This window comes from Streptomyces sp. NPDC002623 (assembly GCF_053592635.1).
Genome location: NZ_JBSFWB010000007.1, coordinates 13,071 through 28,211, shown reverse-complemented (window position 1 = coordinate 28,211; position 15,141 = coordinate 13,071). Strand labels below are relative to the sequence as shown.

Sequence of the window (15,141 nt, the reverse complement as noted above, 5' to 3'; positions counted from 1 at the left end):
AGGTCTACTTGAAGAAGGCGATCCCGTCGTCCGGCATGTCGTCGGGCAGGGCCTTCGCCCAGCGCTCGACGTCCTCCGGGGTGACGACCTTCTTCAGGTGGGCCGACATGTAGGGGCGCAGCTCGACCTCGGGGGTCTGCTTCTCGCCGACCCACATGAGGTCGCTCTTGACGTAGCCGTACAGCCGCTTGCCGCCGGTGTAGGGGCCGGAGGCCGCCGTACGGGCCACCGCGTCCGTGACCAGGTCGATCTGCGGCTTCTTGGCGGCCAGTTCGCCGTACCAGATCTCGACCACGCCGTCGTCGCGGACCATGGTCACCTCGACCTTGCGGTCGGCGTCGATCCGCCAGAAGCCGGACTCCGACTCCAGCGGCCGGACCTTCTCGCCGTCGTTGTCGAGCACCCAGGTGTGGGAGTGGTACTCCAGGAAGTCCCGGCCGTCGTGGCCGAAGGTGACCTCCTGCCCGAAGTTGCACTTCTGCGAACCGGGGAAGTCGTGCACGCCCGCGCCCGCCCAGTTGCCCAGCAGAAAGGCGAGGGGGACGAGGTCCTTGTGGAGGTCGGACGGAATCTCGATCATGAGTGGCAGTTCCTGAACGTGGTGGTCAGCGCTGGCCCTGGTACAGCTTCTTCACGGCCAGACCGGCGAAGGCGAGAACGCCGACGCAGACCAGGACCAGCAGGGCTTCGAAGAAGATCTCCACGGGTTGCTCCTCGGATGAGCGTGCTTCTGGGACGTGCAAAAGGGCCGGGCCCCAGCTTACGCGGCCGGGGCCCGGCCCTCCTTGTGAGGTAGGCCCTCAGCCCAGCAGCTGGCTCTGCAGGGTGACGGTCTGCTGGAAGGGGACGGCCGCGGCGGTTCCCTTGCGGGACTGGAGGACCACGGCGATGACGTCGCCCGCGCGGAGATACGCCTGCCGCAGCTGCTCTGCGCCGTACGGCTTCACCTCGTCGTAGGAGTACCGCATGACGCTCATGCTGTCGAAGTCGGCGGCGGTGGGGTACTCCTCGTCGAACTCCGCCACGGGGGCGCCCCGCACGGCGTGCAGCGGAGCGCCGTAGGTCGTGAGCTCGCCGTAGAGGGTGTCGGCCACCGTTCCCGTGTCGAACTGGAGCAGGTAGACGCGGGTGCCGGTGCCGTCCGGGGTGGTCCAGCCACGGGCCGCGATGTGCCGCAGCCCGTTGTCGGTGAGCAGCTGACCGACCTCGTCCCGGTCCTCCTTCGCCTCGAACACCGTCAGGAAGTCCTTCGTCGGCAGCCAGCCGTCGGCGCCGTGCAGCGTCTTGTCGTCCGTCGCCCCTTCGGGCGCGGGCAGCAGCAGCGTGCGCAGGTCCGCGTAGTGGGACCGCGCCCAGTTCTTGGTGTCGAACGGCCCCGGGCTGCCGGAGGGCAGCGGCGGCCTGGTGATCTGCGGGTACGCCCAGCGGCCGTCCGACTCGGTGGCGAGCCCCGGCACGTCCGTGCGCTCCATGCGCGTGATCCCGTACGCCGTCCCCGCCCCGAGCGCCGCGAACACCGTGACGACGGCGGTCCAGCGCAGGACGGCCCGCAGGACACGACGGTCCTTGGCGACGGGAACGGACGCCTCGGCGACGGGAGCCGGCTCGGGAGCCTGTTCAGGAACCTGGTCCGGTACCGGCTCCGATACCGGCTCCGGTCCTTGCTCCGGACCTTGCTCCGGTACTTGCTCCGGTACTTGCTCGGATTCCTGCTGGTCGGTCATACGGCCTGTCCAGGGTCGTCGATGCGGTCGAGCTGGGCGGTGAAGAACTTGGCGACGAACTTCGCGTCGAGCGTGCCGGGGGCGTCCGCGACAACGCTGACCAGCACGTCTCCCACATAGGCGGTGCAGAGTGCGAAGCCCAGCTCCTCGTCCTTGTCCTTGGGCGTCAGGAAGCACTGGGCGTCCTTGTTGCCCGCGATCTTCGGACCCTTGCGGAAGACGTCCATGGCGGCGAGCAAGCCGTTGAAGGACGTCGCCGACTCACGCACGGCGGTGCGGTTCTCCAGCCGCGACAACGTGACGTCGAACGCGATCGAGTCCGTCGTGTTGTAGTCCAGATGGCCGACGACATAGCTGCGCATCGCCATGCCCTTGATGCGCTCCTTGTCGATCAGCTTCTCCAGCTGCCGGCGCGACTTGGCGGGCAGGTCCTTGATCGACTCCTTGCGCAGGGCAGTGGCCTGCGCGCCGCTGAACTCGGCGTCCGGGCCGAACTCGGCGAGGTCGGGACCGCGTTCGAAGCCGTCGGTGCCGTAGGGCACCAGCAGGGCGCTCAGCCCGGACTTCGACGCGCCGTCCTTCTTCGCCTTGTCGCCCTCCTCGGCGGCCGCCGGGAACTTCCACGTCGGCGCGCCGGGATCGCGGTCGGCGTCCTGGACGGTCACGACGGTGTGGCCGACACCGCCGACGAGCGCACAGGCCAGCAGCACGGCTCCCGCCACGGCGGCGATCCGGCCCGGGCGGAGGCCCTTGCGGGCGGGGCTCTCGGCGTTCTCGGGGGTCCCGGGGCTCTCGGCGTTCTCAGGGCCCTCGGGGGTCCCGGGGATCTCAGGGCTCTCGGGGCTCTCGGGGATCTCGGGGATCTCGGGGATCTCGGGGATCTCGGGGATCTCGGGGATCTCGGGGATCTCGGGGATCTCGCTCACAGGTTTCCCACCTGCCGCTGGGCCAGGTCCATGATCTTCGCCTTGGAGATCGGCTTCGTGTCGCTGATGTAGATCTCCACGTAGATGTCACCCCGCCAGGCATGCGCCTCCGCCGTGTACAGCGGCAGGTAGCCCGGCTCCCGGTCGGGTGTGTCGTGCACGTAGGCCGTCCCGTTGCCCTCCCCGGTGCCGGGGACGGGCCAACTGCGGGTGTCGTCCTCCTTCTCGGCCCAGTACTGGCCGTTGTCCGCCCACTCCGACGCGGCCGGCTTGCTCAGCTGGCGGAACTGCACGAGCCCGACCTGGACGTGGTACGTCTCGCCCACCTGCCACGAGGTCTCGGCCGCACGGCGGAACTCGTCGTCGGCGAGGTTGTTGAACGTGACGCCCGGCCTCTCGTACCGGTCCGCGTAGGCGGCCAGATCGACCCAGCCGTCGCTGCCCGCAGCGGTGTCCTTGGCCCCCTTGGGGCGCGCGATCAGCAGCTTGCGCAGATCGCCGTCCGTCTTCACCCGCCGGTCCTGCGCCGCCGACAGCGGCTCGACCTCGCCCTGGGCCTGTCCGACCACGGGCTGGGAGAGCGGCGGCAGCGCGGTGGGCTCGCGATCGGCTTGGACGAGGTAGCCCGTGCACGCGCCGGCGACGACTCCGAGCACGGCGGCCGCGGCGATCATCGCCGTCGTCCGGCCACGGCGGCGCGGCCGAGGCGGATCGCCCTCGGCCGCCTCCCCCACTTCTTCTTCGGCCCTTTCCGGACCTTCCACGACATCCCCCTCGGAAAGCTTTGGAGCGCGTGTTCGACAACGCGCTCCACAGGAGACTCATGGCCTGAGCGGGGAGTTGCAAGCGAGTTGATTACGATTCACGTATGGCGAAGAAGCTCGTGATCAAGGTGACGGCGGGGGCCGATGCCCCCGAGCGGTGCTCTCAGGCGTTCACCGTCGCGGCGGTGGCCGTGGCCAGCGGGGTCGAGGTGTCGCTGTGGCTGACCGGGGAGTCCGCCTGGTTCGCGCTGCCGGGCCGGGCCGCCGAGTTCGAGCTTCCGCACGCGGCCCCGCTGCCCGATCTGATCGACTCGATCCTCGCCGCCGGCCGCCTCACCCTGTGCACGCAGTGCGCGGCCCGCCGGGACATCACGGAGAAGGACGTCATCGAGGGCGTCCGGATCGCGGGCGCACAGGTGTTCGTACAGGAAGCGCTGGCCGACGACACCCAGGCCCTCGTGTACTAGGGCCTGTCCGGCCGCCGGCTACAGGGGCACGGCTGCGCGGGGCGGCTACTGGGAGCGGCGTTTCTTTCCGTCCAGCTCGTCCCACCACTCGTCGGACTTCGGGTCGCCCGAGGGGTCGTCCCACCAGCGGTCCTCGGGGCCGCGCCGGTTGGCGACCATCGCGGCCAGCGGCGGGATGACCATGGCCACCACACACATCCCGACGGCCACCGGCACCGACCAGATCCGCACGACTCCCCAGGCCAGGACGAACAGCGTGATGCACGTCCCCATCATGGCGAAATACGCGTGGCGCCGGCGTGCGTACATGACTCCAGGGTAGGTCCGGACATGCCGAAGGGCCGCACCCTGTGCAGGGGTGCGGCCCTCGGGTCGAGCGGGTGCTTCTCAGACCGCGATCGCGACCTCGGCGAGGCCGCCCTGCTGGGCGACGACCGTGCGGTCGGCGGTGGCGCCGGGGACGAGGGCACGCAGTGTCCAGGTGCCCTCGGCCGCGTAGAAGCGGAACTGTCCGGTCGCGGAGGTCGGAACCTCCGCGGTGAACTCGCCGGTCGAGTCCAGCAGGCGGACGTATCCGACCACCGGCTCGCCGTCGCGGGTCACCTGACCCTGGATCGTGGTCTCACCGGGCTTGATCGTCGAGGCGTCCGGGCCGCCGGCCTTCGCTCCGCACATGTCTTTCTCCAAGAGGGGTCTGACCGGAAGGAAGGCCGGTCGGGATCGGGATGCTTCGCTTACTTGTTGGCGCCGAGCTCGATCGGGACGCCGACCAGGCTGCCGTACTCGGTCCAGGAGCCGTCGTAGTTCTTGACGTTCTCCACGCCCAGCAGCTCGTGCAGCACGAACCAGGTCAGGGCCGAGCGCTCGCCGATGCGGCAGTACGCGATGGTGTCCTTGGCCAGGTCGACCTGCTCGTCGGCGTACAGCTCCTTGAGCTGGTCGTCCGACTTGAAGGTGCCGTCGTCGTTGGCGTTCTTCGACCACGGGATGTTGCGGGCGGACGGGACGTGGCCCGGACGCTGCGACTGCTCCTGCGGCAGGTGCGCGGGGGCGAGCAGCTTGCCGCTGAACTCGTCGGGCGAGCGGACGTCGACCAGGTTCTGCGAGCCGATCGCGGCGACGACGTCGTCACGGAAGGCGCGGATCGCGGTGTTCTGCGGCTTGGCCTTGTAGGACGTCTCGGCGCGCACCGGGACCTCCTCGACCAGCTCGCGGGCGTCCAGCTCCCACTTCTTGCGGCCACCGTCGAGAAGCTTGACGTTGTCGTGGCCGTACAGCTTGAAGTACCAGTAGGCGTAGGACGCGAACCAGTTGTTGTTGCCGCCGTAGAGGATCACCAGCGTGTCGTTGGCGATGCCCTTCGCGGACAGGAGCTTCTCGAAGCCCTCCTGGTCGACGAAGTCACGGCGGACCGGGTCCTGGAGGTCCTTGGTCCAGTCGATCCGGATCGCGTTGCGGATGTGGTTCTTCTCGTACGCGGACGTGTCCTCGTCGACCTCGACGATGGCGATGTCGGCGCTGTCGAGGTTGGCCTCGACCCAGTCGGCGTCGACCAGGACGTCGCTGCGGCTCATGCTCGTTCTCCTCCGGGGCAGTTGCGGCGGGGGTGTGCAAGAAAAGAAGGGTGCGGGGCCGGGTCTCGCCGGCGGCCGGCGCACGGATGCCCTCGGGTGAGGGCGCCGGGAGGGCGCGGAGGGCCGGCGGCGCCTCCGCTCAGAAGGGGCGACAGAGCATGGCGGCGACGCGGCACAGGTCTACTGCCCGCCGCTTCGTGAGATCCGCCTGTCGCTGCATCATGTCGTCGATCGTAGGGATGGAGAGGCGGGCATGTCACCAGCTCTCCGAATGGTGAGATGCGATCGTCCGGATACTGGGACGAGGAAAGCGCCCGGGCCGTGGGCACACGGCTTCCGGGCGCTTGTATCCGTCGTCACATCTGCGGTGCGGACGGCCCTGTCTCGCCTGTCGGACATCTGCCGTCCACCGCCGGTGGGTACTACCCGGCCAGGTTGACGTTCGAACCCTTCACCGAGATCTCCACCCCGTTCGTCCCCGCCTGGACCTTGTCGAGCTGGATCCCGCCGGGCAGGTCGTCGATCTTCTGCTGGAAGTCGGTGATCGACCGCACCTCGTTCTCGGCGGCCTGGACCCCGCCGAAGCTGGGCAGCGAGTCGGCGTGCACCCGGACGGTGTCGCCCTCGACGGTGACCGTGCTCAGCACGTAGACGGGCTGCGGCAGCTTGGTGCCGAGGACGGTGGCCTCGACGGCGACCTTGATCTTGCCGTTGCCGCCGTCGGAGAGACCGACCACGTTGGCGGTGACGCCCTGCACCACCTGCGTGGGCTCGGACTTCGCCGTCTTCAGCAGTTCGGCGTAGGTGATGGACGCGGTGCCGGTGGCGCTCGAGGCGGTGGCGGAGCTGAAGTCGCTGGAGAAGTCGACGCCCTTCATGTCCGCGTTGAGGTCGTCGAGGCGGATCGTCTGGCCGCTGGTGCCGGTCGCCGCCTCGTAGTCCTTGATGCCGACCTCGACGTCGTCCAGCGAGCCGCCGACGACCTGGGTGAGGAACGGGAAGCCCTTGATGGACACGTCCGGGGTGGTGGCGAGGCCCTCGTTGGTCTTCAGCTTGTCGGCGACCTCGCCCTCCGCGAAGTTCACGGCGAGGCGGTCCGCGAGCACGAACAGGCCGCCCAGGACCACGACGACGACCAGCAGTATTCGAAGCGCACGCATGCGGTAGTTCCCCCACCCGGATGGCCAAAAGTCAATGAGGCCTCACGGTAACCCTCGGTGCGGACGGCACCGCCGGTTTGTCGATCAGCTGTGACAGTCTTTACCGCTCGCCCCCGGCCCCTTCCAGGTCTCCCCGGCGCCTACCCCAGCGCCCGTCCCAGCACGTAGACCGCGGGTGCGGCCGCGGCCAGCGGCAGGGCCACGCCCGCCGTGAAGTGGACGAAGCGGGAGGGGTAGTCGTAGCTAGCGACCCGGTGGCCGATGAGCGCGCAGCCCGCCGCGCCCGCGCCGAGCAGCGCGCCCCCGACGCCCAGTCCGGTCATCTCGCCGACCGCGATGCCCGCGCCCGCCGCGGCGAGCAGGGCCACCAGGACGGAGGCCGGGGTGGGCAGCGGCAGCGCGCGGGCCGGCATGGCGACCGCGACCGCGGCCGCCCCGACCGACACCGCGTCCGGCTCGGCGGCGAGGTGCCCGGTGGCGAGGATGGCCAGCGCGGCGGAGGCGACGGTCGCCATCAGGCCGTACATGCGCTCGTCGGGGTCGGCGTGCGAGCGCAGCTGGAGCACCAGGACGAGCAGGACCCACACGCCCAGGGTGCCGAGGATCGCGGCGGGCGCGTTCTCCCGGCCGGCCACCAGCAGGGCGACGTCCGAGACCAGCGCGCCCAGGAAGGCGAGCGCGATGCCCTGCCGGGCCGGCCACATGCCGTTCAGCCGGAACCAGCCCGCGGCCGTGACGGCCTGGAGCACGACGAGCGGGACGAGCAGGGCGTACGAGCCGATCGCCGCCGAACCGGAGAGCAGCAGGCCGAGGAGCGCGGTGAGCGCGGCGGGCTGCATGCCCGGCTCGATGATCGGCGACCGCCCCTCCAGCCGGGCCCGCTGGGCGTCGGTGATGCGGGCGTTGCCGGCGAGGGTGGCGGGGCCGTAGGTCGAGCCGGGGCCGCTGGAGTCGGGCGCCGGGACGGGCCGAGGCGCGGGCGCGGGTGCGGAGGGCACGGGTGCGGCGGCGGCCTGGCCGTACCCGGCCTGGGCGTACGCGTCGGAGCGGCCGTACCCGGCCTGCGGGTCGCCGTAGGCCGGGGCCTCGCCCGTCTGCGGCGGCAGGTAGGAGGTCTGGGCCGGGTCGGCCGGGGTGACCGGCGCCTGGACGCTGGTCTCCCAGGTCTGGCCCTGCCACTGCTGCGTGTACTGGAGGTGGGCCTGCGGGTCTTCGTACCCCTGCTGCTGCCCGGGCCACGCCTGCTGAGCCTGCTGGGCGTGCTGAGCCTGCTGGGCCTGGGGGTCGTACCCCTCGTAGCCCTCGTACGGCGGGTACTGCTGATACGGCTGGTCATACGGCTGGTCATACGGCTGGTCGGTCATCTCACCCTCCTGCGAACGGCGGGAGCACCTCGACCGTGCCGCCGTCGGCCAGCCGTACCGTCTCATGTGCGCGGGTGCCCACGGGGTCACCGTCGACGAGGAACGAGCATCGCTGCAGGACACGCACGAGTTCGCCGGGGTGTCGCGCACGGGCGGCGTCGAGGGCCTCGGCGAGGGTGTCCGCGTCGTGCGGCTCCTCGGCGACCCCGGCCGCGGCCTTCGCGGCCGCCCAGTAGCGCACCGTGACCTTTGGCATCGGTTCCTTCAATCGATCGGCTGTGTACACGGTCAGGCTAGCCGCCCTGTGCGACCGCCCAGTCCCCGATGCGGGCCAGCAGTCCGTCGTCGGCCGCGTGCTCGGCGTGGCCCATGCCGTGCTCCACCCAGAGTTCGCCGTGACCGGCGGCGGCCTCGGCCAGCATCCGGGGGTGGTCGAGCGGGAAGTAGCCGTCCTGGTCGCCGTGCACGATCAGCAGCGGAGTCGGCGCGATCCTCGGGACCGCCTCGACCGGCGACAGCGGCACCGGGTCCCAGTCGCCGTGGATACGGGTGCGGAAGCCGTAGCGCGCGACCAGCCGGCCCTCGGGTCGGGTGACCAGCCAGTGCACCCGGCGCATCGGAGGCGTGCCGCGGTAGTACCAGCGGGCGGGGGCGCTCACGGAGACGACGGCGTCCACCGTCCCCGGGTGCAGCGCCGCGTGCCGCAGGACCACGGAGCCGCCCATGGAGAAGCCGACGGTCGCCACGCGCGCGTGCCCGAGCGAGCGCGCCCACTCCACGACGGCGGCGAGGTCGTGCACCTCGCGGTCGCCGACCGTGGAGTGCCCGCCGGAGCGGCCGTGCCCGCGGAAGGAGAAGGTGACGACGGCCCCGTGCCGGGCGAGCGCGGACGCCACGCGCCGCACATGCGGGCGGTCCACATCGCCCGTGAACCCGTGCGCGACGACGAACACCGGATGACCGGTGGATGGCGCGGAGGCGTCGTATACAACGCCACCCGGTTCGTATACGGAATCGATGGAAATCCCGTCGGCGGCGGTCAGAAACGTCCGCAATGGTGTGCGACTGCCCGTCTCGGAATACGGACGAACGGCGGAACGTGCCACATGACCTGCCGGACTGCTGCTCATGTGGGCTATTCTGCTGGACAGAGGACTCGGGCAGCGAAGCCCCCGGGTCCTTTTGTGCTTTCGGAACCGTTGTATACGAAGTGGGAACAGGGCGGGAAACGCCAGGTGACCGCAGGTGTACTGCCCCCGGGAACGCAGTGCAGTGCCGCAAGCAAGCGCAGTGCCGAAAACGTCCTCGCAGGGACCGAGGAGGAACCAGACGTATGAGTTCTCTGCTGCTCCTGACCAACGCCCTCCAGCCGTCGACGGAGGTGCTTCCCGCCCTCGGCCTTCTGCTGCACAACGTGCGCGTGGCACCGGCCGAAGGCCCCGCTCTCGTCGACACCCCCGGTGCCGACGTCATCCTGATCGACGGCCGCCGCGATCTGCCCCAGGTCCGCAGCCTCTGCCAGCTGCTGCGCTCCACCGGCCCCGGCTGTCCGCTCATCCTCGTCGTCACCGAGGGCGGCCTCGCGGCCGTCACCGCCGACTGGGGCATCGACGACGTGCTCCTCGACACGGCCGGGCCGGCCGAGGTCGAGGCGAGACTGCGGCTGGCCATGGGCCGCCAGCAGATCGTCAACGACGACTCCCCGATGGAGATCCGCAACGGCGACCTGTCGGTCGATGAGGCGACCTACAGCGCGAAGCTGAAGGGACGGGTCCTGGACCTCACCTTCAAGGAGTTCGAGCTTCTGAAGTATCTGGCCCAGCACCCGGGCCGGGTGTTCACTCGTGCACAGCTGCTCCAGGAGGTCTGGGGCTACGACTACTTCGGCGGCACCCGCACGGTCGACGTCCACGTACGGCGGCTGCGGGCCAAGCTCGGCCCGGAGCACGAATCGCTGATCGGAACCGTCCGGAACGTCGGTTATCGATTCGTTACCCCTGAGAAGGGGGAGCGCGGTGGCGAGGACGCGAAGGCCAAGGCGGACCGGTCGGAGCAGGCAAAGGCGGAGGATGCGGACAACGCGACCGCCCTGGACGCCCACGAGGTCCCGGCGGAGGCGTAGTACCCGTCAGTAGGCCCCGTACCTGCTCGGGGAGGGCGTTGCTTGCGCACAGACAAGCTGCAGTACGCCCTGCCCAGAGCGGGTCCATCCGCGTAGACTCCGCGCGTGGCCAAGGTGACTCGGGATGATGTGGCGCGACTGGCGGGGACCTCTACCGCGGTCGTCAGCTATGTCATCAACAACGGACCCCGGCCGGTCGCCCCGGCCACGCGCGAGCGTGTCCTCGCCGCCATCAAGGAACTGGGGTACCGGCCCGACCGGGTCGCCCAGGCGATGGCGTCCCGGCGCACCGACCTCATAGGCCTGATCATCCCGGACGCCCGTCAGCCGTTCTTCGGCGAGATGGCGCACGCGGTCGAGCAGGCCGCCTCCGAGCGCGGAAAGATGGTGCTGGTCGGCAACACCGACTACGTCGCCGAGCGCGAGGTCCACTATCTGCGCGCCTTCCTCGGGATGCGCGTCTCGGGTCTGATCCTGGTCAGCCACGCGCTGAACGATCTGGCGGCCGCGGAGATCGACGCCTGGGACGCGCGCGTGGTGCTGCTGCACGAGCGCCCCGAGGCCATCGACGACGTCGCCGTCGTCACCGACGACCTGGGCGGCGCCCAGCTCGCCGTCCGCCACCTGCTGGAGCACGGCTACGAGTACGTGGCCTGTGTCGGCGGCACCGCGGAGACCCCCTCCGTCGGCGACCCGGTCTCCGACCACGTCGAGGGCTGGCGGCGCGCGATGGACGAGGCCGGGATCTCCACGGAGGGCCGGCTCTTCGAGGCCCCCTACAACCGCTACGACGCCTACCGGGTCTCCCTGGAGCTGCTGGCGGGCCCGGACCGGCCGCCGGCCGTCTTCTGCTCCACCGACGACCAGGCGATCGGTCTGCTGCGCGCGGCGCGCGAGCTGCGCATCGACGTGCCCGGCGAGCTGGCGGTGGCCGGCTTCGACGACATCAAGGAAGCGGCGCTCACCGACCCGCCGCTGACGACGATCGCCTCGGACCGCTCGGCGATGGCCCGCGCGGCCGTCGACCTCGTCCTGGACGACGGTCTGCGCGTCGCGGGGTCCCGTCGCGAACGGCTGAAGGTGTTCCCGTCCCGGCTGCTGGCGCGACGGTCCTGCGGCTGCGAGTAGGAGCTCCACCGGGCGCGGAGCCCCCGGCCGAGGGGCTTGCGGGGGCTTCCATGAAGCTTCTCTGAGAGTCTCCCCCGAGCTGCGAGAGACTTCCTTATATCGGGCATACGAGGTTCTGGCGGGCTTCTCAGGGAGCACTCAGGGAGCTCTCATGGTCGGGCGCGAAGCTTCTTTCCATGACCGAGAGCATCCGCCGCAGCGGCGAGTACGAGAACTTCGAGAACCCGTACCAGGCCCAGAGCTCCGCCCCGGTGAACCCGGAGTGGCCGCCCCCGCCGGCGTACCAGCCGGTACCGCAGCAGCCCGTGCAGCAGCAGCCCATGCCCATGCAGCAGGTGCAGCAGCCCGTCGTCGAGCCCACCACCGTGTGGCAGACGCAGGCGGCCGCGGGCGGCAACGGGCACGGCGACGGCAACGGCGGCGGAACCGCTCTCCTCACCGCCGAGCCCGCCCCCGCCAAGAAGAAGCGCGCCCGCGGCCCGCTCGCCCTGCTCGCCGCGGTGGCGATCGTCGCGGCCGCCATAGGCGGCGGCACGGCCTACGGCATCCAGGAGCTGACCGGCAAGGACGAGGTCGTCTCCTCGTCCACCACCACCAGCGTGGTGCCCTCCAGCAAGACGGGTGACGTGGCCAGCATCGCGGCGGCGGTCAGCCCGAGCGTCGTCGAGGTCAGCGCCACGCTGAGCAACGGGACGTCCACCGGCTCCGGTGTGATCATCACCAGCGGCGGCGAGATCGTCACCAACAACCACGTCATCTCGGGCGCGGACTCGATCAAGGTGACGACCAGCGACGGCAAGTCGTACACCGCCAAGGTCGTCGGCACCGACAGCAAGAAGGACCTCGCGCTCATCAAGCTGGAGAACGCGTCCGGGCTGACGGCGGCGACCCTCGGCGACTCCGACGGCGTCAAGGTCGGCGACACGGTCGTGGCGATCGGCTCCCCCGAGGGCCTGACCGGCACCGTCACCAGCGGCATCGTCTCCGCCCTGAACCGGGACGTGACCGTCTCGACGGACGAGAGCCAGAGCCAGGGCCAGGGCCAGCAGGGCGGCGGCGACGGCAGCTGGCCGTTCCAGTTCGGCGGCCAGGAGTTCAACGGCGACACGGGCTCGTCCACGACGACCTACAAGGCCCTCCAGACGGACGCCTCCCTGAACCCCGGCAACTCCGGCGGCGCGCTCATCGACGCCAGCGGCAACATCATCGGCATCAACTCCGCGATGTACTCCGCCGCGACGGACTCTTCCTCCTCCTCCGACGCCGGCAGCGTCGGCCTCGGCTTCGCCATCCCGATCAACACCGTCAAGGCAGACCTGGCCGGCCTCCGCGCCGGCGGCTCCGACAGCTGAACCCACCGCACTGCACCGAGCTAGGGAGTACGTCATGATCAAGCAGATTTCGCACACGGTGACCGGTTTCGGCGCGGCCGACATCGCCCTGGCCCTCGACGTGGCGTACGAGCTGCACGAGCCGGTGGCCCCGACCCGGGCGCCCGAGGTCGCGGCCCCGCAGCTGATGGGCCTGCGCACCTCGGCGGCCCGCCCGCACCTGCGCAAGGTTCCGCTGAACCGGCTCGCGGCGATGCGCGGCTGATCCCGCCCCGTTCCGGCCTTTACGCACCTGCAGGGAAGCATGCGAGGCTGAAGGCGTTCAGCAACGCCCGCACGTCAGGCCTCCCACCCGTCCCACCGCACCCGAGGAATCCACGCCCATGAGCCCCGCCGAAGGCGACCGTGACACCCAGCGCATCCTGATCGTCGACGACGAGCCGGCGGTGCGTGAAGCACTCCAGCGCAGTCTCGCCTTCGAGGGCTACGACACGCAGACGGCGGTGGACGGCGCCGACGCGCTGGAGAAGGCGACGGCCTACCGCCCCGACCTGGTGGTGCTGGACATCCAGATGCCGCGCATGGACGGCCTCACCGCCGCACGCCGCATCCGCGGGGCCGGCGACACCACGCCCATCCTGATGCTGACGGCCCGCGACACGGTCGGCGACCGCGTCACCGGACTCGACGCGGGCGCCGACGACTACCTGGTCAAGCCGTTCGAACTCGACGAACTCTTCGCCCGGGTCCGTGCGTTGCTGCGGCGCAGCTCCTACGCGGCGGCGGCCGGAGCGGGCACGGTGGAGGAGGACGAGGCACTCACCTTCGCCGACCTGCGCATGGACCTCGCGACCCGCGAGGTCACGCGGGGCGGACGCCCCGTGGAACTGACCCGCACGGAGTTCACGCTCCTGGAGATGTTCATGGCCCACCCGCGCCAGGTCCTCACCCGTGAGCAGATCCTGAAGGCGGTCTGGGGCTTCGACTTCGAGCCGTCGTCCAACTCGCTGGACGTGTACGTGATGTACCTGCGCCGTAAGACGGAGGCGGGCGGCGAACCGCGCCTCGTGCACACCGTGCGGGGCGTGGGGTATGTGCTGCGACAGGGCGGCGCGGAGTGAAAAAGCTCGTACGACGGTTCCGGACCCTGCCCATCCGGGCCCGGCTGTCGATGCTGGTGGCTGCCGCCGTGGCCTTCGCGGTGGCGGCGGTCTCGGTGACGTGTTGGTTCATCGTCCAGGGGAAGCTGTACGACCAGGTCGACAACCAGCTCGACGGTGCCAACGTGCGGCTGGGGCAGCAGGAGATCACGGCTCTGCTGGCCGCCTGTCCCAAGGAGGCGAGCGATTCGTCCGACAGCATGCGCCCCAGGGACTACTACGTGCAGGTGGTGAAGTCGGACGGCACCGTCTGCGTGTTCAGCGACTCGGCCGGCGTTGTCAAGGTCACGGGTCACGACAAGAGCGTGGCCGCAGACCCCGACCCGGGTGTGAACACCTTCCACAACAGCACCGACTCCGATGGCAACGACGTACGAGTACGGACCACTCCCCTCCTGGTGGGGGGATTCGGACCCTCCACTCAGCTCTACCCCGACTACGCGCTGGTCCTCGGCGTGTCCCTCAAGGAAACCCAGAACACCCTCAACGACCTGGCACTCATCCTCCTGCTCGTCTCCGGCATCGGAGTGCTCGGCGCGGGAGCTGCCGGTCTGGCGGTCGCCCGTGCGGGCCTGCGTCCGGTCGACAAGCTCACGGAAGCCGTGGAGCACGTCGCCCGCACCGAAGACCTGGGCGTCCGCATCCCCGTCGAGGACGACAGCGACGACGAAGTGGCCCGCCTCTCCCGGTCCTTCAACTCGATGACCGCCTCCCTCGCCAACTCCCGTGAGTTGCAACAGCAGTTGATCGCCGATGCCGGGCATGAACTGCGCACCCCCCTCACCTCCCTGCGTACCAACATCGAGCTCCTCACCCGCAGTGAGGAGACCGGCCGGCCGCTCCCCCCGGCGGACCGCAAGGCGCTGCTCGCCTCGGTGAAGGCGCAGATGACCGAGCTGGCGGCGCTGATCGGCGACCTTCAGGAGCTGTCCCGCTCGGAGGGCCAGCGCGGCGAACGCGTACAGGTGGTCTCGCTGGAGGACACCGTCGAGTCGGCGCTGCGCCGGGCCCGGCTGCGCGGCCCGGAGCTGACCATCAACGCGTCCATCGACCCCTGGTACACCCGGGCGGAGCCGGCCGCGCTGGAGCGCGCGGTGGTCAACATCCTGGACAACGCGGTGAAGTTCAGCCCCGAGGGCGGTGTCATCGACGTCCGGCTGACCCGCGGTGTGCTGACCGTCCGCGACCACGGCCCCGGCATCCCCACCGACGAACTCCCGCACGTCTTCGACCGCTTCTGGCGCTCCCCCAGCGCACGCGCCCTGCCCGGCTCCGGCCTCGGCCTCTCGATCGTCGCCCGCACCGTGGAACAGGCCGGCGGCCAGGTCACCCTGGCCCACGCGGACGGCGGCGGCACGGTGGCGACGGTCCGCCTGCCGGGGGCGGCTACGCCTCCGCCGGAGGCACTGGAAGCGCCTTAG

The 15,141-nt window shown here is 70.5% G+C and carries 19 protein-coding genes; 7 read left to right on the top strand and 12 right to left on the bottom strand.

Going from position 1 to position 15,141, the window contains the following annotated elements:
• Nucleotides 1-4 precede the first annotated feature (4 nt).
• The 4 genes from ACWD4O_RS14420 to ACWD4O_RS14405 all read right to left on the bottom strand — a co-directional run bounded on the left by ACWD4O_RS14420 (nucleotide 5) and on the right by ACWD4O_RS14405 (nucleotide 3,414).
• On the bottom strand, nucleotides 5-580 hold the full coding sequence (locus ACWD4O_RS14420; RefSeq protein WP_451280013.1) for an FABP family protein: 576 nt from the start codon (nucleotides 578-580) through the stop codon (nucleotides 5-7).
• Between the two features lie 220 nt (nucleotides 581-800).
• The gene (locus ACWD4O_RS14415; protein WP_451280012.1) at nucleotides 801-1,724 is read right to left on the bottom strand and encodes a hypothetical protein; all 924 of its coding nucleotides are present in this window, start codon (nucleotides 1,722-1,724) and stop codon (nucleotides 801-803) included.
• On the bottom strand, nucleotides 1,721-2,650 hold the full coding sequence (locus ACWD4O_RS14410; RefSeq protein WP_451280011.1) for a hypothetical protein: 930 nt from the start codon (nucleotides 2,648-2,650) through the stop codon (nucleotides 1,721-1,723). The genes ACWD4O_RS14415 and ACWD4O_RS14410 overlap by 4 nt, the downstream gene beginning before the upstream one ends.
• The gene (locus tag ACWD4O_RS14405; protein WP_451280010.1) at nucleotides 2,647-3,414 is read right to left on the bottom strand and encodes a hypothetical protein; all 768 of its coding nucleotides are present in this window, start codon (nucleotides 3,412-3,414) and stop codon (nucleotides 2,647-2,649) included. The genes ACWD4O_RS14410 and ACWD4O_RS14405 overlap by 4 nt, the downstream gene beginning before the upstream one ends.
• A 104-nt stretch (nucleotides 3,415-3,518) precedes the next feature.
• Here ACWD4O_RS14405 and ACWD4O_RS14400 point away from each other — a divergent pair, with 104 nt between their 5' ends.
• Nucleotides 3,519-3,881 (top strand): DsrE family protein, encoded by a 363-nt coding sequence (locus ACWD4O_RS14400; RefSeq protein ID WP_351911374.1) that lies wholly within the window; start codon nucleotides 3,519-3,521, stop codon nucleotides 3,879-3,881.
• Nucleotides 3,882-3,926: 45 nt separating this feature from the next.
• Here the strand turns inward: ACWD4O_RS14400 and ACWD4O_RS14395 are convergent, their stop codons facing one another.
• The 8 genes from ACWD4O_RS14395 to ACWD4O_RS14360 all read right to left on the bottom strand — a co-directional run bounded on the left by ACWD4O_RS14395 (nucleotide 3,927) and on the right by ACWD4O_RS14360 (nucleotide 9,109).
• Nucleotides 3,927-4,190: a DUF3099 domain-containing protein gene (locus tag ACWD4O_RS14395; protein ID WP_351911373.1), complete on the bottom strand. Its 264-nt coding sequence runs from the start codon at nucleotides 4,188-4,190 to the stop codon at nucleotides 3,927-3,929.
• A 78-nt stretch (nucleotides 4,191-4,268) separates the two neighbouring features.
• Entirely contained in the window at nucleotides 4,269-4,556 is a 288-nt protein-coding gene (locus ACWD4O_RS14390) for a DUF1416 domain-containing protein (RefSeq protein WP_046591460.1), read from the bottom strand.
• Between the two features lie 59 nt (nucleotides 4,557-4,615).
• Complete coding sequence (locus ACWD4O_RS14385) at nucleotides 4,616-5,455, bottom strand: sulfurtransferase (RefSeq protein ID WP_351911372.1); 840 nt, start codon at nucleotides 5,453-5,455, stop codon at nucleotides 4,616-4,618.
• Nucleotides 5,456-5,594: 139 nt separating this feature from the next.
• Nucleotides 5,595-5,675 carry an Ms5788A family Cys-rich leader peptide gene (locus ACWD4O_RS14380; protein ID WP_351335063.1) on the bottom strand — a complete coding sequence of 27 codons (81 nt, stop codon included), beginning with the start codon at nucleotides 5,673-5,675 and terminating at the stop codon, nucleotides 5,595-5,597.
• A gap of 202 nt (nucleotides 5,676-5,877) precedes the next feature.
• Nucleotides 5,878-6,615: an LmeA family phospholipid-binding protein gene (locus tag ACWD4O_RS14375; protein ID WP_450948460.1), complete on the bottom strand. Its 738-nt coding sequence runs from the start codon at nucleotides 6,613-6,615 to the stop codon at nucleotides 5,878-5,880.
• A gap of 140 nt (nucleotides 6,616-6,755) precedes the next feature.
• Nucleotides 6,756-7,979, bottom strand: a complete 1,224-nt coding sequence (locus ACWD4O_RS14370; protein WP_451280009.1) for a hypothetical protein — start codon at nucleotides 7,977-7,979, stop codon at nucleotides 6,756-6,758.
• Nucleotide 7,980: 1 nt separating this feature from the next.
• A complete protein-coding gene (locus ACWD4O_RS14365) occupies nucleotides 7,981-8,235 on the bottom strand; it encodes a MoaD/ThiS family protein (protein ID WP_351911369.1) in 255 nt (84 codons plus the stop codon).
• A gap of 37 nt (nucleotides 8,236-8,272) precedes the next feature.
• Nucleotides 8,273-9,109 (bottom strand): alpha/beta hydrolase family protein, encoded by an 837-nt coding sequence (locus tag ACWD4O_RS14360; RefSeq protein ID WP_451280008.1) that lies wholly within the window; start codon nucleotides 9,107-9,109, stop codon nucleotides 8,273-8,275.
• Nucleotides 9,110-9,312: 203 nt separating this feature from the next.
• Between ACWD4O_RS14360 and ACWD4O_RS14355 the strand changes: the two genes are divergently transcribed.
• The 6 genes from ACWD4O_RS14355 to ACWD4O_RS14330 all read left to right on the top strand — a co-directional run bounded on the left by ACWD4O_RS14355 (nucleotide 9,313) and on the right by ACWD4O_RS14330 (nucleotide 15,141).
• Nucleotides 9,313-10,101, top strand: coding sequence for a response regulator transcription factor (locus ACWD4O_RS14355; protein ID WP_451280007.1), 789 nt, complete (start codon nucleotides 9,313-9,315; stop codon nucleotides 10,099-10,101).
• 105 nt (nucleotides 10,102-10,206) lie between these two features.
• Nucleotides 10,207-11,229, top strand: coding sequence for a LacI family DNA-binding transcriptional regulator (locus ACWD4O_RS14350; protein ID WP_451280006.1), 1,023 nt, complete (start codon nucleotides 10,207-10,209; stop codon nucleotides 11,227-11,229).
• A gap of 176 nt (nucleotides 11,230-11,405) precedes the next feature.
• The gene (locus ACWD4O_RS14345; RefSeq protein ID WP_451280005.1) at nucleotides 11,406-12,581 is read left to right on the top strand and encodes a S1C family serine protease; all 1,176 of its coding nucleotides are present in this window, start codon (nucleotides 11,406-11,408) and stop codon (nucleotides 12,579-12,581) included.
• Between the two features lie 34 nt (nucleotides 12,582-12,615).
• Complete coding sequence (locus tag ACWD4O_RS14340) at nucleotides 12,616-12,825, top strand: hypothetical protein (RefSeq protein WP_451280004.1); 210 nt, start codon at nucleotides 12,616-12,618, stop codon at nucleotides 12,823-12,825.
• Between the two features lie 118 nt (nucleotides 12,826-12,943).
• Nucleotides 12,944-13,681, top strand: a complete 738-nt coding sequence (locus ACWD4O_RS14335) for a response regulator transcription factor (protein WP_351911363.1) — start codon at nucleotides 12,944-12,946, stop codon at nucleotides 13,679-13,681.
• Nucleotides 13,678-15,141: a HAMP domain-containing sensor histidine kinase gene (locus ACWD4O_RS14330; protein WP_451280003.1), complete on the top strand. Its 1,464-nt coding sequence runs from the start codon at nucleotides 13,678-13,680 to the stop codon at nucleotides 15,139-15,141. The genes ACWD4O_RS14335 and ACWD4O_RS14330 overlap by 4 nt, the downstream gene beginning before the upstream one ends.

Excerpts from the sequence above, each read along its gene's own strand:
- ACWD4O_RS14415 (WP_451280012.1), bottom strand. The coding sequence starts at position 1,724 with ATGACCGACCAGCAGGAATCCGAGCAAGTACCGGAGCAAGTACCGGAG.
- ACWD4O_RS14335 (WP_351911363.1), top strand. The coding sequence starts at position 12,944 with ATGAGCCCCGCCGAAGGCGACCGTGACACCCAGCGCATCCTGATCGTC.
- ACWD4O_RS14400 (WP_351911374.1), top strand. The coding sequence starts at position 3,519 with ATGGCGAAGAAGCTCGTGATCAAGGTGACGGCGGGGGCCGATGCCCCC.
- ACWD4O_RS14370 (WP_451280009.1), bottom strand. The coding sequence starts at position 7,979 with ATGACCGACCAGCCGTATGACCAGCCGTATGACCAGCCGTATCAGCAG.
- ACWD4O_RS14340 (WP_451280004.1), top strand. The coding sequence starts at position 12,616 with ATGATCAAGCAGATTTCGCACACGGTGACCGGTTTCGGCGCGGCCGAC.
- ACWD4O_RS14395 (WP_351911373.1), bottom strand. The coding sequence starts at position 4,190 with ATGTACGCACGCCGGCGCCACGCGTATTTCGCCATGATGGGGACGTGC.
- ACWD4O_RS14345 (WP_451280005.1), top strand. The coding sequence starts at position 11,406 with ATGACCGAGAGCATCCGCCGCAGCGGCGAGTACGAGAACTTCGAGAAC.
- ACWD4O_RS14365 (WP_351911369.1), bottom strand. The coding sequence starts at position 8,235 with ATGCCAAAGGTCACGGTGCGCTACTGGGCGGCCGCGAAGGCCGCGGCC.
- ACWD4O_RS14420 (WP_451280013.1), bottom strand. The coding sequence starts at position 580 with ATGATCGAGATTCCGTCCGACCTCCACAAGGACCTCGTCCCCCTCGCC.
- ACWD4O_RS14375 (WP_450948460.1), bottom strand. The coding sequence starts at position 6,615 with ATGCGTGCGCTTCGAATACTGCTGGTCGTCGTCGTGGTCCTGGGCGGC.
- ACWD4O_RS14355 (WP_451280007.1), top strand. The coding sequence starts at position 9,313 with ATGAGTTCTCTGCTGCTCCTGACCAACGCCCTCCAGCCGTCGACGGAG.
- ACWD4O_RS14385 (WP_351911372.1), bottom strand. The coding sequence starts at position 5,455 with ATGAGCCGCAGCGACGTCCTGGTCGACGCCGACTGGGTCGAGGCCAAC.
- ACWD4O_RS14390 (WP_046591460.1), bottom strand. The coding sequence starts at position 4,556 with ATGTGCGGAGCGAAGGCCGGCGGCCCGGACGCCTCGACGATCAAGCCC.
- ACWD4O_RS14380 (WP_351335063.1), bottom strand. The coding sequence starts at position 5,675 with ATGCAGCGACAGGCGGATCTCACGAAGCGGCGGGCAGTAGACCTGTGC.
- ACWD4O_RS14360 (WP_451280008.1), bottom strand. The coding sequence starts at position 9,109 with ATGAGCAGCAGTCCGGCAGGTCATGTGGCACGTTCCGCCGTTCGTCCG.